This is a genomic window from Kiloniellales bacterium (assembly GCA_030064845.1).
In the GTDB taxonomy this organism is placed as follows: domain Bacteria; phylum Pseudomonadota; class Alphaproteobacteria; order Kiloniellales; family JAKSDN01; genus JASJEC01.
In genome coordinates, this window is sequence record JASJEC010000076.1 from 1 (window position 1) to 19,142 (window position 19,142).

Annotated in this window: 17 protein-coding genes; 14 read left to right on the forward strand and 3 right to left on the reverse strand. The window is 68.1% G+C overall.

Features of this window, described 5'->3' with window-relative positions; all coding sequences use genetic code 11:
- Together QNJ67_19635 and ggt are read left to right on the forward strand one after the other, a co-directional pair.
- The coding region (locus tag QNJ67_19635) for an AraC family transcriptional regulator (GenBank protein MDJ0611196.1) at nucleotides 1–608 on the forward strand (608 nt) is incomplete at its 5' end.
- A gap of 11 nt (nucleotides 609–619) precedes the next feature.
- Nucleotides 620–2,212 (forward strand): gamma-glutamyltransferase, encoded by a 1,593-nt coding sequence (gene ggt, locus QNJ67_19640; GenBank protein MDJ0611197.1) that lies wholly within the window; start codon nucleotides 620–622, stop codon nucleotides 2,210–2,212.
- A gap of 19 nt (nucleotides 2,213–2,231) precedes the next feature.
- On the opposite strand, the gene QNJ67_19645 is transcribed toward ggt, so the two are convergent.
- Both QNJ67_19645 and QNJ67_19650 read right to left on the reverse strand, forming a co-directional pair.
- A complete protein-coding gene (locus tag QNJ67_19645; GenBank protein ID MDJ0611198.1) occupies nucleotides 2,232–2,957 on the reverse strand; it encodes a cell wall hydrolase in 726 nt (241 codons plus the stop codon).
- A 138-nt stretch (nucleotides 2,958–3,095) separates the two neighbouring features.
- A complete protein-coding gene (locus QNJ67_19650) occupies nucleotides 3,096–3,428 on the reverse strand; it encodes a PilZ domain-containing protein (protein ID MDJ0611199.1) in 333 nt (110 codons plus the stop codon).
- 202 nt (nucleotides 3,429–3,630) lie between these two features.
- Between QNJ67_19650 and QNJ67_19655 the strand changes: the two genes are divergently transcribed.
- Nucleotides 3,631–3,966, forward strand: a complete 336-nt coding sequence (locus QNJ67_19655; protein ID MDJ0611200.1) for a hypothetical protein — start codon at nucleotides 3,631–3,633, stop codon at nucleotides 3,964–3,966.
- A 144-nt stretch (nucleotides 3,967–4,110) separates the two neighbouring features.
- Here QNJ67_19655 and QNJ67_19660 read toward each other — a convergent pair whose 3' ends face one another.
- A complete protein-coding gene (locus QNJ67_19660) occupies nucleotides 4,111–5,409 on the reverse strand; it encodes a nucleoside recognition domain-containing protein (protein ID MDJ0611201.1) in 1,299 nt (432 codons plus the stop codon).
- 384 nt (nucleotides 5,410–5,793) lie between these two features.
- On the opposite strand from QNJ67_19660, the gene QNJ67_19665 reads away from it, so the two are divergent.
- From QNJ67_19665 to QNJ67_19715, 11 genes are all read left to right on the forward strand, one after another.
- The gene (locus QNJ67_19665) at nucleotides 5,794–7,110 is read left to right on the forward strand and encodes an outer membrane protein transport protein (GenBank protein ID MDJ0611202.1); all 1,317 of its coding nucleotides are present in this window, start codon (nucleotides 5,794–5,796) and stop codon (nucleotides 7,108–7,110) included.
- 208 nt (nucleotides 7,111–7,318) lie between these two features.
- Nucleotides 7,319–8,986 carry a long-chain fatty acid--CoA ligase gene (locus tag QNJ67_19670; protein ID MDJ0611203.1) on the forward strand — a complete coding sequence of 556 codons (1,668 nt, stop codon included), beginning with the start codon at nucleotides 7,319–7,321 and terminating at the stop codon, nucleotides 8,984–8,986.
- Between the two features lie 90 nt (nucleotides 8,987–9,076).
- Nucleotides 9,077–9,496 (forward strand): MerR family DNA-binding transcriptional regulator, encoded by a 420-nt coding sequence (locus tag QNJ67_19675; protein MDJ0611204.1) that lies wholly within the window; start codon nucleotides 9,077–9,079, stop codon nucleotides 9,494–9,496.
- A gap of 6 nt (nucleotides 9,497–9,502) precedes the next feature.
- Nucleotides 9,503–10,642: a thiolase family protein gene (locus QNJ67_19680; GenBank protein ID MDJ0611205.1), complete on the forward strand. Its 1,140-nt coding sequence runs from the start codon at nucleotides 9,503–9,505 to the stop codon at nucleotides 10,640–10,642.
- Nucleotides 10,642–12,993 carry a 3-hydroxyacyl-CoA dehydrogenase NAD-binding domain-containing protein gene (locus tag QNJ67_19685; protein ID MDJ0611206.1) on the forward strand — a complete coding sequence of 784 codons (2,352 nt, stop codon included), beginning with the start codon at nucleotides 10,642–10,644 and terminating at the stop codon, nucleotides 12,991–12,993. Before QNJ67_19680 ends, QNJ67_19685 begins: the two co-directional genes overlap by 1 nt.
- 10 nt (nucleotides 12,994–13,003) lie before the next feature.
- On the forward strand, nucleotides 13,004–14,809 hold the full coding sequence (locus QNJ67_19690) for an acyl-CoA dehydrogenase C-terminal domain-containing protein (GenBank protein MDJ0611207.1): 1,806 nt from the start codon (nucleotides 13,004–13,006) through the stop codon (nucleotides 14,807–14,809).
- A 17-nt stretch (nucleotides 14,810–14,826) separates the two neighbouring features.
- Complete coding sequence (locus QNJ67_19695; GenBank protein MDJ0611208.1) at nucleotides 14,827–15,531, forward strand: DUF6134 family protein; 705 nt, start codon at nucleotides 14,827–14,829, stop codon at nucleotides 15,529–15,531.
- A 164-nt stretch (nucleotides 15,532–15,695) separates the two neighbouring features.
- A complete protein-coding gene (locus QNJ67_19700) occupies nucleotides 15,696–16,370 on the forward strand; it encodes a DUF6134 family protein (protein MDJ0611209.1) in 675 nt (224 codons plus the stop codon).
- Nucleotides 16,371–16,935: 565 nt separating this feature from the next.
- Nucleotides 16,936–18,342, forward strand: a complete 1,407-nt coding sequence (gene cysG / locus QNJ67_19705; protein MDJ0611210.1) for a siroheme synthase CysG — start codon at nucleotides 16,936–16,938, stop codon at nucleotides 18,340–18,342.
- A gap of 19 nt (nucleotides 18,343–18,361) precedes the next feature.
- Nucleotides 18,362–18,688 (forward strand): DUF2849 domain-containing protein, encoded by a 327-nt coding sequence (locus QNJ67_19710; GenBank protein ID MDJ0611211.1) that lies wholly within the window; start codon nucleotides 18,362–18,364, stop codon nucleotides 18,686–18,688.
- Nucleotides 18,689–18,693: 5 nt separating this feature from the next.
- The coding region (locus tag QNJ67_19715) for a nitrite/sulfite reductase (GenBank protein ID MDJ0611212.1) at nucleotides 18,694–19,142 on the forward strand (449 nt) is incomplete at its 3' end.

Here is a 19,142-nt window from a genome sequence, read left to right on the forward strand (position 1 = left end):
TGACCCACGCGGTCGCGTCGGGCGGTGGGCTGGCCATGCGCACGCTCTATGTGCACCCTTCGGCGACCGCGGGCCTGCCCGAGGACTGCTGCGTCATCTCGGTCTCGCCGCTCCTGCGCGAGCTTATCCTGCGCGCTGTGACCTTCGACCCGGACCGTCCGGTCACCCCCTCCGAAGCCCGGGTCCTGCGGCTGATCCTGGACGAGCTGGCCGCGCTCCCGGCCGAGCCCTTGCACCTGCCGCGGCCGGCCGAGCCGCGCCTGCGCCTGGTGACCGATGCGCTCTCGGCCGATCCCGCGGACGACCGGCCGCTCGCCGGCTGGGCGCAGGTGGCCGGCGCCAGCGAGCGGACCCTCGCTCGCCTGTTTCTCCGCGAGACCGGGCTCACCTTCGGGGCCTGGCGCCAACGCTTGCGGCTGCTCACCGCAATCGGGCGCCTGGGCGAGGGCCAGGCGGTCACCACCGTGGCCTATGACCTCGGCTACGAGAGCCCCAGCGCCTTCATCGCCATGTTCCGCCGCACGCTCGGCACTTCGCCGGGGCGCTATGTCCGCCTGGCGGCGGCCGCCCAGGGCAAGGCGTTGGACAAGGCCGACCCCCGCCGCTAAAGCTAGGCACCATGAGAAACCTCCAGATGCCAGGCCGTTCCCCGGTCCGCTCCGCCAACGGGATGGCCGCCACTTCCCATCCCCTGGCCACCGCCGTCGCCCTCGACATCCTCCGAACGGGCGGCAACGCGCTGGACGCGGCGGTCGCTGCCTGCGCCGTGCAGGGCGTCGTCGAGCCCCAGTCGACCGGTATCGGCGGCGATTGCTTCGCGCTTATCGCGCCGGGCGGCGGCGACCAGATCGTCGCCTTCAACGGCTCGGGCCGCGCCCCCGCGGCGGCGCGCGCCGAGTGGTTCCTGGAGCAGGGCATCACGACCATCGAACGCCAGACGCCCCACGCGGTTACCGTGCCGGGCGCGGTCGAGGCCTGGGCCCGGCTGGTTGCCGATCACGGCACCATGAGCCTCGGCGATCTCCTGGCCCCGGCCATCGCCTTCGCCCGCGACGGCTACCCGATCCACGACCGCGTGGCCTTCGACACGGCGGCGCAGGTAGAGGCCCTGTCGCGCGATCCGACGGCGAAACGTCTCTTTCTGCCGGGCGGCCGCCCGCCGGCGGCGGGCGACATGCACCGCCAGCCGGAACTGGCCGAGACCCTCTCGCGGATCTCGGAGCAGGGCCCCGACGGCTTTTACAAGGGCCCCGTCGCCGAGGACATGGTCGGCCTGCTCCGGCAACTGGGCGGTCTTCATACCCTCGAGGACTTCGCCGCGACGGCCGGCGAGTACGTCACGCCGATCAGCACGGACTACCGGGGACACCGGGTCTTCGAGTGCCCGCCCAACGGTCAGGGCATGATCGCGCTCGAGATGCTCAACATCCTTTCGGGCTTCGATTTCGACGGCCTGGATCCCCTGTCGACCGAGCGTCTGCACCTCGAGATCGAGGCGGCCCGCCTGGCGCACCAGGACCGGGAGGACTTCCTGGCGGACCCGGCGCAGGCCGACGTTCCGGTGGAACGGCTGCTGTCCGAGGACTACGCGGCCGCGCAGCGCGGCCAGATCAGCCCGGACAAGGCGATGACCGACCTGCCGGCGCCGGCGGCCGCGGGCGGCGCCAACACGGTCTACCTCTGCGTGGTCGACAAGGACCGTAACGCGGTCAGCTTCATCAACTCGCTGTTCAACTCCTTCGGGAGCGGCCTGCTGAGCCCGCGGACCGGCGTCATGCTGCACAGCCGCGGACAGTCTTTCAGGGTCGAGCCCGGTCATCCGAACTGCATCGCCCCGGGCAAGCGCCCCTACCACACCATCATCCCCGGCATGCTCGTCAGGGACGGACGGGCGGTCATGCCCTTCGGCGTCATGGGGGCCCACTATCAGGCCCAGGGCCAGGCCCACCTGCTGAGCAATTTGCTCGACTTCGGCCTCGACGTGCAGGAGGCGATCGACCTGGCGCGGGTCCAGGCGACGCCGGAGGGCGATATCGAGGTCGAAGAGGGCGTGCCTGAGGCCGTAAAGACGGCGCTCAGCGGCCTCGGCCACCGGCTGGTCGCGCCGGGCGCGCCGATCGGCGGCGCCCAGGCGATCCAGATCGACTGGGAGAAGGGCACGCTGACCGGCGGTTCCGACCCGCGCAAGGACGGCTGCGCCCTGGGGTATTAGATCCTCGGCGCCTTTGCGATCAGCGTTTCTCGGGGGCCAGGTAGAAGCGGTGCTGGCCGATCTTCGGGCCCGCCTTCAACTGGTTGCGCCAGGACGGATTGACGTAGTCGGCGTGGTACCAGAGCGCGCCCCCGGTCGGGTCCTTGGTGGTTCCGGCGAAGATGCGGGATGCCAGCTGATGGCTGTCGACCCAGGATCGCTGGTCGGTCGGCCGGTCGTTGCGGCCGTCGCACCACCAGGAGAACTGGCAGCTTCGGGTCTTCTTGGCGCCGCCCTGCATGATCACGCCGCACACGGTGCCCGGGAAGCGCGGGTCGTTGACCCGGTTCATCACCACGTGACCGACCGCGAGCCGGCCGAGCTCGGGCTCGCCGCGCGCCTCGTGGTAGATGTTCATCGCCATGCAGTCCAGGTCGCTGGTCCAGTCGACGCCACGGTAGAGCGGGGTCGCGTCCGGCATCACGATCATCCAGACGAAGGCGGTGCCGGAGAGCCCCGCGGTGATCTGCCGGCCGAACCGCCGATAGAGCGCGTCGCTTACCGGCGCGGCCAGCCGCGCGGACCAGGCCAGCACAGCCAGAGCGCGGTCGCGCAGCCCGGCGGCCACGGAGCGCAGCAGCGGGTTGCGATAGGTTCGTGTCGCCAGGCCCCAGAGGAGCCGGCCGAGCCCGCGGCAGGCCGAGAAAGCCAGAACGAATGCCTGGCCGGCCGCGGTTCCGACTGCGATCGCCTTCGATCGGGCCATCGAGGGCCTCTTTTTTCTGTTCGTGGTCGGCTCGCCCCCGGCATTGAGCGGGCGCCCTCGTATGATAAAGGATTGAAATGTGGCGCTTTCAAGGTCGCATCCGGACGGCCCGACGGCCGATCCGGGCCCGGTTTCGGCTCAGCGGGCGGCGTTAATCACGTTGAGGCACTGGAGCGCGCGCTCCAGGTCGGATCCCGCCGTCTCGAGCTCGACGCCGGCGCGCGACCCGCCGGTCCAGACCACGCGCCCCTCGAGCCGCCCCGCGGTCGCGTGCTGCAGCGCGACCGCGCCGAGTTCCGGCGGCTCGCCCGCGAAGTCGAGGCCCAGGCCCGACAGTGAGAGATTGGCGACCCGGCAGGCGAGGCGCCGCTCACCGCAGATCAGGCTGATGGCGGCGTTCTCGGAGAGTTTCAGGCGGTGGCGCGCGCGCCTGTCGGGGGCGCCGCGGCTGTTTCTGGCTGGCGTGTCCATCCTGCCTTAAGCGACTAAAGCTTTCTGGTTAACAGAGGCTTAGGACCGCGAGTCCGCCCGCTGGTCACGGCGCGGTCACAGAACGAACAATTTCATTGCAAATTTCTTGAGAGAATCGGCGATTTTTTAAGGTTGGCCCGGCAAGGTTGTATGGGGCGCAGGGTCTCGACATCCCTTGCGCGATACCGAACCGGGGGCAGCCATGCTGAACCTACTACGCGGGTCGAAGAGGGAGGAGCCGGCCCCGGCCTGCGCTCCGGAGCGCGGCACCGACGGCTCGATCCAGATCGACGACCAGAAGCTCGATCTGGAAAGCTGGAGCTATACCGGCTTCCTGGCGCGAGACTATCGCGGCCCCAGGCGGGCCGGCGAGGAACTCCAGGTGTCCTGCAATCTGGCCTTCAAGGGCAAACCGCTCAGCTTTTCCTGCAGGGCCAAGCTGATACGGGTCGACCAGGAGTCCCGCAAGCTGGTCGGTGCCTTCATCGACCTTGACCCTGCCGCCAAGACCAGGATGGCCCAGGTTCTGGCCGGCTAGAGCAGATCGCGATCGAATGGACTCGCCCGGGGCGATCCATTCAATCGCGTGAATCTGCTCTAACTCTAAGCTTTCGAGCGGATTCACATGTTCCGCCGGAACCATGAGGTGGTTCCGACCAAACATGATCCGCTCTAGGGTCTTCTAGCCGCTGAACAGATACCAGCAGATCGCCACGGCGGCGACGATGCCGGCGAAGTCGGCGGTGAGGCCGGCCGCTAGGGCGTGGCGGATCCGCCGGACCTGGACCGCGCCGAAGTAGACCGCCAGCACGTAGAAGGTGGTCTCGGTCGACCCCTGGAGCGTCGAGACCAGATATCCCGTATAGCTGTCCGGGCCGATCGCCGGATCGTTGATGGTCGCGGTCAGGATGCCGAAGGCGCCGGAACCCGAGAGCGGCCTCAGCAGGGCCATGGGGAGCGCCTCGGCGGGAAGGCCGAAGCCGGTGGTCACCTTGCCCACGGTCGTGACCACGGCCTCCAGGGCGCCGCTGGCGCGGAACATCGCGACGGCCACCAGGATGGCGACAAGGTAGGGGATGATGCGCAGCGCCACCTGGAAGCCTTCCTTGGCGCCCTCGACGAAGACCTCGTAGACGGCGACCCGGCGAGCAACGCCGAAGGCGAGCAGTCCGGTGATCAGGCCGGGAATGATCCAGGGGGCGATGGTGCGGCCGTAGAGCACCGTCAGCGGCACCAGGCCGGCGATCCCGCCGAGGACACAGAACGAAACCCAGGTCGGATAAGCCTCGCTCGGAGTCTCCGCGAGGGCCTCCTCGTCGGACGGCGAGGCGGTCTCCCCGTCCGGTGATGCCGCCGGCTCCGCTGGAGGCGCGGCCCAGAGCCGCTGATAGAGCTTCGCCGAGGTGATGGCGACCGCGGTCGAGCAGATCGTCGCGAAAAGGGTGGTCGGCACGATGCCCGCCGGGTCCTCGGATCCGGCCGCGGCGCGCAGAGCGATCACGCCGGTCGGCAGCAGGGTGACGCTCGAGGTGTTGATCGCCAGGAACAGGGCCATGGCATTGCTCGCCGTGCCCTTGTGGGGATTGAGCTTGTCCAGCTCCTGCATGGCCCGGATGCCGAAAGGCGTGGCCGCGTTGCCCAGCCCGAGCGCGTTGGCCGAGATGTTCAGGATCATCGCTCCCATGGCCGGATGGTCCGCCGGCACTTCGGGGAACAGCCGGACCATCAAGGGGCGCACCGTGCGGGCGATGATGACCAGGAGGCCACCGGCTTCCGCCACCTTCATGAGCCCGAGAAAAAGCGCCATGACGCCGACCAGGCCGATCGCCAAGGTGACCGAGGAGCCGGCCGCCTCGATCGCGCCCTTGGACAAGAGCGACATGGGCGACTCAGCATCGGGGGTCTCCGGGCTCCAGGTCAGCTGGCGCACGGCGGCGGTCACGAAGGCGATCAGAACAATGGCGAAGAAAACAACGTTCATCGAAGGCTCCCGCGGTGGGGCAGACCCCAGTCCATCGTGTCTGATGGCACAGATTCGGTCGGGCCGCCAAATCCGAACTGCGCGGTCCGTCGGGACCGCGTCGGCCGCTCCTTCCCGACTGCCCGGTCGACCGGACTACACCCGGGCGTTGTAGCGGGCGAAGTGAATGCAAATGAAAAAGGCGGATTGGTGCTGGGGAGTTAAGACAAACAGTACAATTTTCTGGTTTGTTTTTTCTACCTGCCATAGGCTCGAATGAGAGTCGAAAAAGAACAACCGCGCGGCAGGTGCGGGGACTAAGCGGGGGTAACAGGCATGAAATCGCCGTTCTTGCGGCACGGGTGCACGTGCGGTGCGATACTTGCGGCCGCCTTCGGAGTGACCTTGGAGTCGGCCGAGGCTTCGGGCTTCGCGATCCGGGAGCAGAGCACGACGGCCCAGGGAACCTCCTTCGCGTCGGCGCCGACCGGCGTGGAGGACATCAGCTTCAGCTTCTTCAATCCGGCCAGCCTGACCTTCCACGACGGCCAGCAGGTCGTGACCTCGGTCAGCTATATCTCGCCGAACTCCGAGTTCAAGGGTGGCGAGGCGAGCAATGCCTTCGGCACTCCGATCACGCCGACCATTCAGTTCGACGGGGACGACGAGATCGGTACGGACGCCGTCGTGCCGTCCTTTTACGGCATGGTTTCCCTCACCGACGAGGTCAAGCTCGGGCTGGCGATCAGCGCGCCCTTCGGCCTCAAGACCGATAATGCCGATGGCTGGATCGGCCGATACCACGCCCTCGAATCCGAGCTCCTGACCGTCGACATCAATCCGATGCTGGCTATCCGGCCCATACCCGGCGTGTCGATCGGCGGCGGACCCCGCTTTGTCTATGCCGACGCCAAGCTGAACAACGCGATCGACCAGGGCACGATCGGCGCCACCTTCGGCATTCCCGGTGCCATGCCTACGCAGGAGGACGGGTTCGCCGAGTTGGAAGGCGACGATTTCGGTCTCGGGGGCAGTGCAGGCCTGATGATCGAGCCGGGCGCCTTCGCGCCGGCGCTGGAAGGTCTCAGATTCGGCGTCGGCTATCGTTCTCACGTCGATTTCAATATCACCGGCAATACCGAGTTCGACACCAGAGGTTCCGCCACCGGCACGGCCCTGCAGGTGGCGGGCCTGAACCGGGATAGCGATGCCACGGCTGACCTCGAGCTGCCGGAATCGGTCAGCTTCGGGCTGCACTACGATTTCAGCCGGGAGTGGGCGGTCATGGGCCAGGCGGAGTGGACCAATTGGAGCCGCTTCGACGAGCTGCGGATCCAGTTCGAGAATCCCAATCAGCCGGACAGCGTCACCGATGAGAGCTGGGACGATACCTGGTTCTTCGGTCTCGGCACGGTCTACCGCCCCGACCTGGTCGAGGGCCTCTCGGTTCGGCTCGGTGTCGCCTATGACGAGTCGCCGGTGCCCGACGCGACCAGGACGCCGCGCATTCCGGACGAGGACCGCTATTGGATCTCCTTCGGCCTGGGCTACGAGCCGACCAATTGGTTCTCGGTCGACTTCGCCTACACCCACATCTTTCTGCCCGACGCCGACATCGACCTCAGGGCGAGCGACGAGGGAAACGCGGCCCGTGGCAACTTCTCGGGCACCTACGAGACCGAGATCGATATCATCTCGATCCAGGCGCGCCTGCGTTTTTGAGTCGAGCACGAGCGCGTTGCAGGTCCGTCGAACCGGCCGCGCCGGTTTCTCTCGCCGGCAGGGCTTGCTACCATGGGTTCGACGTTCGGGGCCGCGCGTTCGCCGCATCTCGAGCGGACCGGCCGGCGCCCCGCATCCCTGCCGTTAAGACCGTAGCCCAGGAGCCAGCGCTAGAGTGGACTCGGCCGCACCTCCCCACCAGCCTTGGTTGAGCAGCTATCCCGGCGACGTCGACTGGGCCGCCGCCATTCCGGACGAACCTCTGCCGGAGGTCCTGGAGCGCTCGGTCGCGCAGTTCGGCGATCGTCCCTGCGTCGACTTTCTCGGCAAGGGCTACAGCTACCGGGAGATCGGCGTCCTGGTCGATCGCGCCGCTCGGGGCTTCCAGGCTTTGGGCGTAGGCCCCGGCAGCAACGTCGGCCTGCTGTTGCCCAACACGCCGTACTTCGTGATCTGTTTCTACGCCGTACTCAAGGCCGGCGGGACGGTCGTGAACTTCAACCCGCTCTACGTCGCCGAGGAGATCGAGCGCCAGGTCCTGGACTCGCAGACTAGCATCCTGGTGACCCTCGACGTCATTTCGCTTCTGCCCAAGGCCGCTGCGGTGCTCGACAGCAAGGCGCTCGAGAAGATCGTCGTCTGCTCCATGGCGGACATCCTGCCGTTTCCCAAGAACTACCTCTATCCCTTCGTCCGCCGGTCCGATATCGCCCGGGTGCCCCGGGACGGCCGCTACCTGCGGTTCGACGATCTGACCGACAACGACGGCGCGGTCGCTCCTGTGGCGATCCGGTCGCGCGAACACGTCGCCGTTCTGCAGTACACCGGCGGGACCACCGGCATCCCCAAGGGCGCCATGCTGACCCACGCCAACATCGCCATCAATGCGCGGCAGGTGGCGGCGTGGTTTCCGGGGCTGGCGGCGGGCGGCGAGCGGATCTACGGCGTGCTGCCCCTGTTCCACGTCTTCGCCATGACCAGCGTGATGAACCTGGGGGTCCTCGGCGCGGCCGAGATGGTCCTGGCGCCGCGTTTCGACCTCGATCAGGCCCTGCGCGTCATCGACAGGAAGAAGATCACGCTCTTCCCAGGCGTGCCGACGGTCTACAACGCGATCAACCAGCATCCGGACCTGGATAATCACGACCTCTCTTCGCTGAAGTACTGCTTCTCCGGCGGCGCGCCGCTGCCGGTGGAGGTCAAGCGCGCGTTCGAGCGTTTGACCGGCTGCCGGCTGGTCGAGGGCTACGGCCTGAGCGAGACGTCGCCTGTCGCGACCTGCAATCCCCTGGACGCCCCAAAGGAAGGCTCGATCGGCCTGCCCTTGCCGCAGACGACCATCGAGGTGCGCGATCCGGAGCGGCCGGAGCGTCTGCTGGCGCAGGGCGAGAAGGGCGAGATCTGCGTACGCGGGCCGCAGGTGATGGCGGGATACTGGCGGAACCGGGAAGCTACCGAGGCCGTGATGATCGACGGCGCCTTGCGCACCGGCGATGTCGGCTATCTCGACCGGGACGGCTACGCCTACCTGATCGACCGTATCAAGGACCTGATCTTGTGCAGCGGTTTCAATGTCTACCCGCGGGTGGTCGAGGAGGCCATCTATCGGCACGAGGCGGTCGCCGAGGTCATCGTCTGCGGCGTGCCGGACGACTACCGGGGAGAGGCGCCCAAGGCCTTCATCCGGCTGAAGGACGGCGCCCGGCTGACGGCGGAGGAACTGCTCGACTTCCTGGCCGACAAGCTGTCGAAGATCGAGCTGCCGGAGCACATCGAATTCCGCGCCGAGCTGCCCAAGACCCAGGTTGGCAAGCTCTCCAAGAAGGCGCTGATCGAGGAAGAGCGGGCCAAGCGGGCCGCCGCCGCCCGCCCATGAACCGCCGGGATCGAGACAAGTTTACCTAAACGTTAACTTATTGACGTAGTGGTTTCAGATCGCTATATCCTCGCCAGGCGAGGACCTGCGATGAAGCAACTCTACAGCGTCACGGAGCTGGCCGAGGCCCTGGGCACCACGCCCCGGACCTTGCGTTTCTACGAGGACAAAGGCCTGGTCACGCCCCAGCGGGCGGGCCAGACACGGGTCTACAGCCACCGGGACCGCGGCCGGCTGGCGCTGATCCTGCGCGGCAAGCGCCTCGGCTTCTCCTTGCGGGAGATCGCCGAGTGGCTCGATCTCTACGATGCCGATCCGAGCCAGGGGGCGCAGATGAGGGTCCTGCTCGATAAGGCCCGGGAAAGGATCACCGCGCTAGAAAGGCAGCGCGACGACATCGACGCCACCCTGGCGGAGCTCAAGGACATCGAGCTGGCGGCGCGCCGCCATTTGGAGACCGCGGCCGGAGAGGCCTCCGAACCGGCACCCGAAGCAACCCGAGTGGAGTGAAGATCCATGCATAGGAACGTCGTGATCGCGGGCTACGCCCGCTCGCCCTTTCACTTCGCGAGCAAGGGCGAGCTGACCAAGGTCCGCCCGGACGAGATGGCCGCCCAGGTGGTCCGTGGGCTGCTGGAGAAGACCAAGGTCGATCCGGCCGAGATCGAGGACCTGATCGTCGGCTGCGCCATGCCGGAAGGCGAGCAGGGGCTGAACGTGGCGCGCCTGATCGGCTTCCTGGCGGATCTGCCGCTTTCCGTGGCCGGCGCCACGGTCAACCGCTTCTGCGGCTCCTCGATGAACTCGATACACATCGCCGCCGGCTCGATACAGATGGCGGCGGGCGAGGCCTTCATCTGCGCCGGCGTCGAATCGATGACCCGCGTGCCGATGGGCGGATACAACCCGATGCTGCACCCGGGCCTCAGCGAGCGCTACCCGCAGGCCTACATCTCCATGGGCGAGACCGCCGAGAACGTCGCCGCCAAATACAAGATCGGCCGCGAGCGCCAGGAGGAACTGGCTGTCGAGAGCCACGTCAAGGCGGCGGCCGCCCGCCAGGCCGGCAAGCTCAAGGACGAGATCGTCGAGATCCGCCACGGCAACCACGTGGTGGCGGAGGACGGCTGCATCCGGCCGGACACCTCGGCCGAGGCCCTGGCCGGCCTCAACCCGGCCTTCAAGGTCGACGGCTCGGTGACCGCCGGCACCTCCTCGCCGCTGACCGACGGCGCCTCGGCGGTGCTGGTGACCAGCGAGGACTTCGCCAAGGAGCGCGGCCTGGAGATCCTGGCGCGCCTCAAGTCGGTGGCGGTCGCGGGCTGCGCGCCGGAGATCATGGGCATGGGGCCGGTCGCCGCCAGCACCAAGGCCCTGGAGCGCGCCGGCCTTTCCGCCAAGGATATCGACGTCGTCGAGCTGAACGAGGCCTTCGCCGCCCAGGCGCTCGCCTGCCTTGACGAGCTCAAGCTCGATCCCGCGCGCATCAACCTGGACGGCGGCGCCATCGCCCTCGGCCATCCCCTGGGCGCGACCGGTGCGCGCATCACCGGCAAGGCCGCACAGCTGCTCCAGCGCGAAGGCAAGAAGTACGCGCTGGCCACCCAGTGCATCGGCGGCGGCCAGGGCATCGCCACGGTCCTGGAGGCCGCCTGATGACCGCCGGCGCGACGAAAATCGACTCGGCTGCCGTCATCGGCGCCGGCGTCATGGGCGCCGGGATCGCCGCGCACCTCGCCAACGCGGGTGTGCCGGTCCTGCTGCTCGACATCGTGCCGGAGGGCGCCAAGAGCCGTAACCAGCTCGCCGAGGGCGCCATCCAGAAGATGCTGAAAGCCGATCCGGCGCCTTTCATGACCAAGCGGGCGGCGCGCCTCGTGACGCCGGGCAACCTGGAGGACGACCTGGAAAAACTGGGGTCGGTCGACTGGATCGTCGAGGTCGTGGTCGAGGACCTGGAGATCAAGCGCAAGCTCTACAAGACTCTCGACAAGCACCGGAAGAAGGGCGGCATCGTCTCGTCGAACACCTCGACCCTGCCGCTCGCCAAGCTGGTCGAGGGGCAGAGCGCGACCTTCGCCAAGGACTTCCTGATCACCCACTTCTTCAATCCGCCGCGCTACATGCGCCTGCTCGAGATCGTCGCCGGGCCGAAGTCCCGGCCCGAGGTGCTGGCGACGATCGGCGATTTCGCCGACCGGCGGCTCGGCAAGGGCGTGGTCCTGTGCAACGACACCCCGGGCTTCGTCGCCAACCGGATCGGTACCTTCTGGATCCAGTCGGCGGTCAACGGCGCGCGCGACCTCGGTCTCAGCGTCGAGGAGGCCGACGCCGTCATGGGCCGCCCGGTGGGCATCCCCAAGACCGGCGTCTTCGCGCTGATGGACCTGGTCGGCATCGACCTCATGCCCAAGGTCGACGGCAGCCTCGCCGCGAGCCTGCCCGAAGCGGACGCCTATCAGGCGATCCGCCGCGATTTCCCCCTGGTCGAGAAGCTGATCAAGACCGGCTACACCGGCCGCAAGGGCAAGGGCGGCTTCTACCGCCTCAACACGGAGGGCGGCGGCCGGGTCAAGGAGGCCATCGACCTGGAGACCGGCGCCTACGCCACGGCCGGCAAGGCCGCCCTGGAGAGCCTGACGGCCTCGCGGCACGGCGGCCTGAAAGCCCTGGTCGCCCACCAGGACCGGGGCGGGCAATACGCCTGGCGGGTGCTCTCCCAGACGCTCGCCTACGCCGCCTCCCTGGTGCCCGAGATCGCCGAGCGGATTACCGACGTCGATCGTGCCATGAAGCTCGGCTACAACTGGAAATTCGGGCCCTTCGAGCTGATCGACAAGCTGGGTGCCAAGGACTTCGCCGAGCGCCTGGCGTCCGAAGGATCGAAGGTCCCGCCGCTGCTCGCCAGGGCGGCCGAGTCCGGGGGCTTCTACAAGGTCGAGGAGGGGCGCGAGCTCTATCTCCAGACCGACGGGAGCTACGCCGAGCCGCCGCGGGAAGAGGGCGTGATCACCCTGGCCGAGGTCAAGCGCGCGGGCGAGCCGCTCGCCAAGACCGGCTCCGCGAGCCTGTGGGATGTCGGCGACGGGGTGGTCTGCCTCGAGGTCCACACCAAGCTCAACACTCTGGACCCCGACGTGATCCAGGTGATCGAGAAGGCGACCCGGCTGATCGCCAAGAGCGAGGAGTGGAAGGCCCTGCTGATCTACAACGAGGGCAGCCAGTTCTCCGCCGGCGCCAACCTGGGCCTCGCGCTCTTCGCCGCCAACGTCGGCTCCTGGCCGCTGATCGAAGGGATGCTCGAGGGCGGCCAGAAGGCGATCCGAGGCCTCAAGTACGCGCCCTTCCCGGTGGTCGCCGCGCCCTCCGGCCTGGCGCTCGGCGGCGGCTGCGAGATCCTGCTCGCCGCCGACGCGGTCCAGGCCCACGCCGAGAGCTACATCGGCCTGGTCGAGGCCGGAGTCGGCGTGATTCCGGGCTGGGGCGGCTGCGCCGAGCTGCTCGCCCGCCTGGCGACCGACCCGAAACGGCCGCGCGGCCCCATGCCGCCGGTCGCCGCCGCCTTCGAGACCATCGGCATGGCCAAGGTCGCCAAGTCCGCCTTCGAGGCCAAGGAGCTCGGGTTTATCAGGGCCGAGGACGGCATCACCTTCAACCGGGACCGCTTGATGGCCGACGCCAAGGCCAAGGCCCTGGAACTGGCGGCGGACTACCAGCCGCCCGAGCCGCCCGAGCTCGCCCTGCCCGGGCCGACCGGGCGCACCTCGCTGCAGTTCGCGGTCCGGGACCTGCGCGCCAAGGGCGTGGCGACGCCGCACGACGAGACCGTGGCCGACGCGCTGGCCGAGGTGTTGAGCGGCGGTCCCGGCGCGGACATGACCGAGCCGGTCAGCGAGAAGGACATCCTGGCCCTGGAGCGGGCCGCTTTCATGCGCCTGGTGCGCACCGAGCCGACCCTGGCCCGCATGGAGCACACCCTGGAAACCGGCAAGCCGCTGCGCAATTGAGGATCCGATCATGGTGACCTACGCCGCCCCGCTGGACGACATCAGTTTCCTGCTGAACGAGGTCCTCGACTACGAGGAACAGATCTCCACGTTGCCCGGCTACGAGGAGGCGACCGTCGAGATGCTTGAGGCGATCCTCGAGGAGGGCGCCAAGTTCTGCGAATCCGAGCTGCTGCCGATCAATCTGTCCGGCGACAAGGAGGGCTGCGTCTTCGAGAACGGCGTGGTCCGCACGCCGACCGGCTTCAAGGAGGCCTACGCGGCCTTCGCCGCCGGTGGCTGGACCGGCCTTTCCTGCGATCCCGAGTACGGCGGCCAGGGTCTGCCCAAGACCCTCCAGTTCATCGTGGACGAGCTGGTCTGCTCGACCAACCTCAGCTTCGGCATGTACCCGGGCTTGAGCCACGGCGCCTACAACGCCCTGGTGCTGCACGGCGACGATGAGCAGAAGCGGCGCTTCCTGCCCAAGCTGACCGACGGCACCTGGTCGGGCACCATGTGCCTGACCGAGCCGCACTGCGGCACCGACCTCGGCCTGATCAAGACCAAGGCCGTGCCCAACGGCAACGGCAGCTACAAGATCACCGGCACCAAGATCTTCATCTCGGCCGGCGAGCACGACCTGACCGACAACATCGTGCATCTGGTGCTGGCCAAGCTGCCCGACGCCCCGCCGGGCGTACGCGGCATCTCGCTCTTCATCGTGCCCAAGTTCCTGGTCAAGGACGACGGCAGCCTGGGCCCGCGCAACGGCGTCGCCTGCGGCTCGATCGAGCACAAGATGGGCATCAAGGCCTCGGCGACCTGCGTGATGAACTTCGACGAGGCCGAGGGCACCCTGGTCGGCGAGCCCCATAAGGGTATGCGCTACATGTTCACGATGATGAACACGGCGCGCCTGGCGGTTGGCATGCAGGGTCTGGGCCTCGCCGAGACCGCCTATCAGTCAGCGGCCGCCTACGCCAAGGAGCGGCTGCAAGGCCGTTCGCTCGCGGGCCCCAAGCACCCGGAGAAGGCGGCCGACCCGATCATCGTCCACCCCGACGTGCGGAAGAATTTGCTGACCATGCGGGCCTACAACGAGGGCTCGCGGGCGCTCGCGCTCTGGTGCGGCTTCGCGGTCGACCTCGCGGAGAAGCACCCCGACCCGGCGGTCCGCCAGGAAGCCGACGACCTGGTTGCGCTCCTGACGCCGATCATCAAGGCCTTCTTCACCGACTACGGCTTCGACGCCACGAACCTGGGCGTGCAGATCCTGGGCGGCCACGGCTACATCCACGAATGGGGTATGGAGCAGCTGGTGCGCGACGCCCGCATCGCCCAGATCTACGAAGGAACGAACGGGATCCAGGCGCTCGACCTGGTCGGCCGCAAGCTGGGCCAGAACCTGGGCCGGCCGCTGCGACGCTTCTTCCATCCCGTCGCGGCCTTCATCGAGGCGGAGCAGGAAAACGCCGAAATGGCGGAGTTCGTGCTGCCCCTCGCCAAGGTCTTTTCGCGCCTCCAGCAGGCGACCCTCCAGGTCGCTCAGCGAGGGCTCGCCGACCCCGAGGAGGCGGGCGCCGCGGCCAGCGACTACCTGCGGCTCTTCGCTCTTACGGCGCTGGCCTTTATGTGGGCCCGGATGGCGCGGGTCGCGTTGTCGCGGCTCAACGGCGCCGCCGAAACCGCGCCGCGGGACGCCAGCTTCTACCGGGCGAAGCTGGACACGGCGCGGTTCTATATGGCACGACTGCTGCCTCAGTCCTCCGGCCTCTACCAAGGCGTCATGGCCGGAAAATCCACGCTCATGGCCCTCGAGGAGGAAGCCTTTTGAGGAACCCACTGTCGCGGATGGCGCGCGCCGTCCGACAGGGCCTGTCGCTCGGCCTTGTCGCCGCCACGATGTGCCTCGGTCAAGCGGCACTGGCCGTTCCGCCCGCGGGCACCAGCGTGGTCTTCGGCATCCATCACGAGGAGCATGGGGACGTCGGCGAACACCGGGTCTCTTTCTCCCGGGAAGGCGAGGATCTCGTCGTCTCGGTCGACAACCTGATCACGGTCGAGATCTTCTTCATCACGGCTTTCCGGTTCCAGGCCGAACGACGCGAGGTCTGGCGCGACGGCCGTATGATCGCTTACGAAAGCCGCACGCACGACGACGGCACGGATATCCTGGTTTCCGCCCGGCTCGAAGGAGAGAAGCTGGTCATCGACGGTCCCGAAGGCCGTATCGAGGCGCCGGCGGGCACCTTTCCCACCCATCCTTGGAACCCCGCGTTCCTCGGGCAGAGCCTGGTGATGGACACCAAGACAGGGCGCCTGCTCAACATCGAGACGGTCGAGGCCGGGCGCGAGACGATCCAAGCCGGCGGACGTCTGATCAGGGCCCGGAAACACAGGATCACGGGCGATACCAGGCGGGAGATCTGGTTCGACGATGCGGGCAACCTGCTCCAGTTGCGGCTCTACGCCGACGGCAAGGCGGTGACCTTCACCCTGGAAGAGATCATGCGGCCGTCTTCTTCGCCCACCCTCAGCAGCACCGGTCGCCTTTAGCGTCTCCGGTCGCGCCGTGACCCCTTCACACCAGGCTTCGGTTCCGCCGGTTCCCGGACTCGCCGATCGTTAATCATTCGCCCCTATCGTGATGCCCGTCGAAAGCGCATTCGCACGGGATCGCGAAGACAATGGCCGAGAGGCTGTCCAGAACCTTCAGGTCGATGGCGCCGCGTGCCGCCGGTCTCGCGCTGCTCGCAGTGCTGGCTGGCGTTGACGGCGTCGACGCCACGCCGAATCCGGGCGGCACCATGACCTATCGGGTCGACCATGAAGAGCACGGCCTCCTCGGGACGCATCGGCTGACCTTCTCCCGGAAGGGCGCGAACCTGGTGGTCGACGTCGACAGCGAGATCGCCGTCGAGTTCTTCAGCATGACCGTCTTCCGCTATGCCGCCAAGCGCCGCGAGGTCTGGCGCGACGGCCGTATGATTGCCTATGAGAGCGACACCCACGACGACGGAACCGATATTCGCGTGACCGCCGAAGCGGCCCAAGACGGTTTGATAATCGCGGGCCCGTCAGGCCGGCGCATGGCCGCGCTGGGCGTCTTCCCGACCCACCCCTGGAACCGGGCGATCGTCGACGCCGAGGTGCTGATGCACACGACCACCGGCGAGCTCCTGGAAGTCGCCGTGACCGAGATCGGCCCCGAGACGCTGATCATCGATGGCCGTGCGATCGAGACGACGAAGTACCGGATGAGCGGCGATCACGACCGGGAGATCTGGTTCGATGACCGGGGAGACTGGGTGCGCCTGCGCTTCTACGAGTACGGCGACGCCGTGACCTACACGCTGATGGACCCGCATAGCGCCCACGATCTCGCCGAGCGCTGAACTCGGCGACACGCGGGGTATCACCCTTCTCGAGACCGACGGCGGCTTCGCACCTCGCCGAACGCCGGGCCAAGGCGAGCGACGGGTGCCAGCTGCATCCCGAACAGTCCAACTCGGCCATCGTCCGTCTGGGATTTAACATTAAGAAACAGTGGAATAAGAAATATTCTCCGATCTTATGATGTATTTTGTTGACAGGATCACATCCCTGTTGTGGGATCGTCTTGCGCCTCTTTGAGCCGTCAGCTTGCGGGCGCATGAGAAGTTGAGCTAAAGCGACGGGAGCAGGAAACCGCCCCCGCGCCGTTCGGAGGCGGTTTTTTTTGGCTCTGGTCCCGGCCTCGCAGGGACCCGCGGGATTTGATTGGGCAGCTTGCGACCGCGTCTTCAATCGCTAAAGCGCCACGGGAAGTGATCCCGTGGGCCCGGTGTGAGACCACCTGGAGGTTCCCATGGGACGATACGCCACCACCGACTCCCCAACCCACCCAAAAGCATCGGAAGACTCCCTGCGCCGCGGCCCGACCCTGCGCGCGAAGGGCTTTCGCCGGATAGGCGGCCGGCCATGAGGTACTTTCCCGCCTTCATGGATCTCAAGGGCCGCTCCTGCCTGGTGGTCGGCGGCGGCGCGCTGGCGGCGCGCAAGGTCCGCCCGCTGCTGGCCGCCGGCGCGGCCGTCACCGTGGTCGCGCCCCGACTTGGCGCGGATCTCGAGGCGCGCCGGGCGGCCAGCGAGATCGCCTGGACCGCGCGCGGCTTCGTCGACGGGGATCTGTCCGGCCGCGCCCTGGCGATCTCGGCGACCGGGTCGGCGGCGGTCGATGAGCGGGTCGCCGAGGCGGCGCGCCGTGCCGGCGTCCCGGTCAACGTGGTCGACCGAAGCGAGCTTTGCAGCTTCGTCTTCCCGGCGATCGTCGACCGCGACCCCCTCGTGGTCGCCATCTCCAGCGGCGGCGCCTCGCCGGTTCTGGCGCGCCGGCTGCGCGAGCGCCTCGAGGCACTGCTGCCAGCCGGACTCGGGCGCCTGGCCCGCTTCGCCGAGAGCTTTCGCGGCGCGGTCGCGGCCAACATCCGCGACTTCGCCCAGAGGCGGCGCTTCTGGGAGGACTTCTTCGACGGCCCGATCGCCGGCCTGGTGCAAGGCGGCGAGGAAGGGCGCGCCCGCGAGGCGATGATCTCTCTGGTCAACCGCGGCGGCGCGACGGCAGCCGGCAGGGTCCAGCTGGTCGGCGCCGGCCCCGGCGATCCCGATCTCCTGACCCTCAAGGCGCTGCGCGCCCTGCAGCGCGCCGATGTCATCCTCTACGACCGGCTGGTCGCGCCGGCGATCCTCGATCTCGCCCGGCGCGACGCCGAGCTGGTGCCGGTCGGCAAGGCCAAGGGCCACCACAGCAAGACCCAGGACGAGATCAACGCGCTCCTGCTGCGCCACGCCCAGGCCGGCCACGACGTGGTCCGGCTCAAGGGCGGCGACCCTTTCATCTTTGGCCGCGGCGGCGAGGAGCAAGCCTACCTCACGGCACGGGGCATCGCGGTCGAGGTGGTGCCCGGCATTACCGCGGCCGCCGGGTGCGCCGCGGCAGCGGGCATTCCTCTGACCCACCGCGAGGCGGCCCACGCGGTGACCTTCGTCACCGGGCACGGCAGCGCGGGCGAGCCGGAGCTCGACTGGGCCGGGCTGGCCTCCGCCGGGCAGACACTGGCGATCTACATGGGTCTCTCGACCGCCGGCGTGATCTCCCGGCGCCTGATCGAACACGGGCTCGAGCCGGGCACGCCGGTCGCCGTGATCGAGAACGGCACCCGGCCCGAGGAAAAACGCGCTTTCGGCCGTCTTGGGGACCTCGAAGCGCTGCTCCGGGATCGGGCCATCGAGGGGCCGGCGCTGATCGTCGTTGGCGAGGTCGTGCGCCTGGCCGGGCAGGGACAGGTGCAGCCGGAAACCGCGGCCCTCAGAGCCGTCGCCGTCTAGCGAAGCAAGGGAGTTCATTATGGCCGCGAAGCCAAAGCCCGACACCATCCTCACCGCCAACCGGCTCGACGACGGCGCCGTGGTCTACCTGACGCGCGCCGGCGGCTGGTCGGAGTGGCTGGAAGACGGCGAGGTCGCCGACAGCGAGGCGCGCGCGCTGGAGCTGCTCACGCTCGGGGCGGCGCGCGTCGCGGCGCACCAGGTGGTCGATCCCTACCTGATCGCCGTCCGGCGCGACGGTTACGGGGTCGAGCCGCTCGGCCAGCGCGAGATCATCCGCGCCAAGGGTCCTTCGGTCCGGCTGGACCTGGGCAAGCAGGCCGTTCCGGCCGCGCAGGGGAGCTAATTGCCATGTACCGTTACGACGAGTTCGACCAGACCCTTGTCGCCGAGCGGGTCGAGCAGTTCCGCGACCAGGTCCAGCGGCGGGTTTCGGGCGAGATCGACGAGGATGCCTTCAAGCCGCTCAGGCTCATGAACGGCCTCTATCTGCAGCTCCACGCCTACATGCTGAGAGTCGCGATCCCCTACGGCACGCTCTCCTCGCGGCAGCTGCGCATGCTCGGCCACGTGGCGCGCAAGTACGACAAGGGCTACGGGCATTTCACCACGCGCCAGAACATCCAGTACAACTGGCCCAAGCTGGAGGAGGTGCCCGACCTGCTCGCCGAGCTGGCGACCGTCGAGATGCACGCCATCCAGACCAGCGGGAACTGCATCCGCAACGTCACGGCCGATCACTACGCCGGGGCCGCCGCCGACGAGATCGAGGATCCGCGGATCTACGCCGAGATCATCCG

Coding starts and splice junctions, on each gene's coding strand:
- ggt (MDJ0611197.1), top strand. CDS start 620: ATGAGAAACCTCCAGATGCCAGGCCGTTCCCCGGTCCGCTCCGCCAAC.
- QNJ67_19675 (MDJ0611204.1), top strand. CDS start 9,077: ATGAAGCAACTCTACAGCGTCACGGAGCTGGCCGAGGCCCTGGGCACC.
- QNJ67_19690 (MDJ0611207.1), top strand. CDS start 13,004: ATGGTGACCTACGCCGCCCCGCTGGACGACATCAGTTTCCTGCTGAAC.
- QNJ67_19660 (MDJ0611201.1), bottom strand. CDS start 5,409: ATGAACGTTGTTTTCTTCGCCATTGTTCTGATCGCCTTCGTGACCGCC.
- QNJ67_19650 (MDJ0611199.1), bottom strand. CDS start 3,428: ATGGACACGCCAGCCAGAAACAGCCGCGGCGCCCCCGACAGGCGCGCG.
- QNJ67_19645 (MDJ0611198.1), bottom strand. CDS start 2,957: ATGGCCCGATCGAAGGCGATCGCAGTCGGAACCGCGGCCGGCCAGGCA.
- QNJ67_19685 (MDJ0611206.1), top strand. CDS start 10,642: ATGACCGCCGGCGCGACGAAAATCGACTCGGCTGCCGTCATCGGCGCC.
- QNJ67_19695 (MDJ0611208.1), top strand. CDS start 14,827: ATGGCGCGCGCCGTCCGACAGGGCCTGTCGCTCGGCCTTGTCGCCGCC.
- cysG (MDJ0611210.1), top strand. CDS start 16,936: ATGAGGTACTTTCCCGCCTTCATGGATCTCAAGGGCCGCTCCTGCCTG.
- QNJ67_19655 (MDJ0611200.1), top strand. CDS start 3,631: ATGCTGAACCTACTACGCGGGTCGAAGAGGGAGGAGCCGGCCCCGGCC.
- QNJ67_19710 (MDJ0611211.1), top strand. CDS start 18,362: ATGGCCGCGAAGCCAAAGCCCGACACCATCCTCACCGCCAACCGGCTC.
- QNJ67_19700 (MDJ0611209.1), top strand. CDS start 15,696: ATGGCGCCGCGTGCCGCCGGTCTCGCGCTGCTCGCAGTGCTGGCTGGC.
- QNJ67_19680 (MDJ0611205.1), top strand. CDS start 9,503: ATGCATAGGAACGTCGTGATCGCGGGCTACGCCCGCTCGCCCTTTCAC.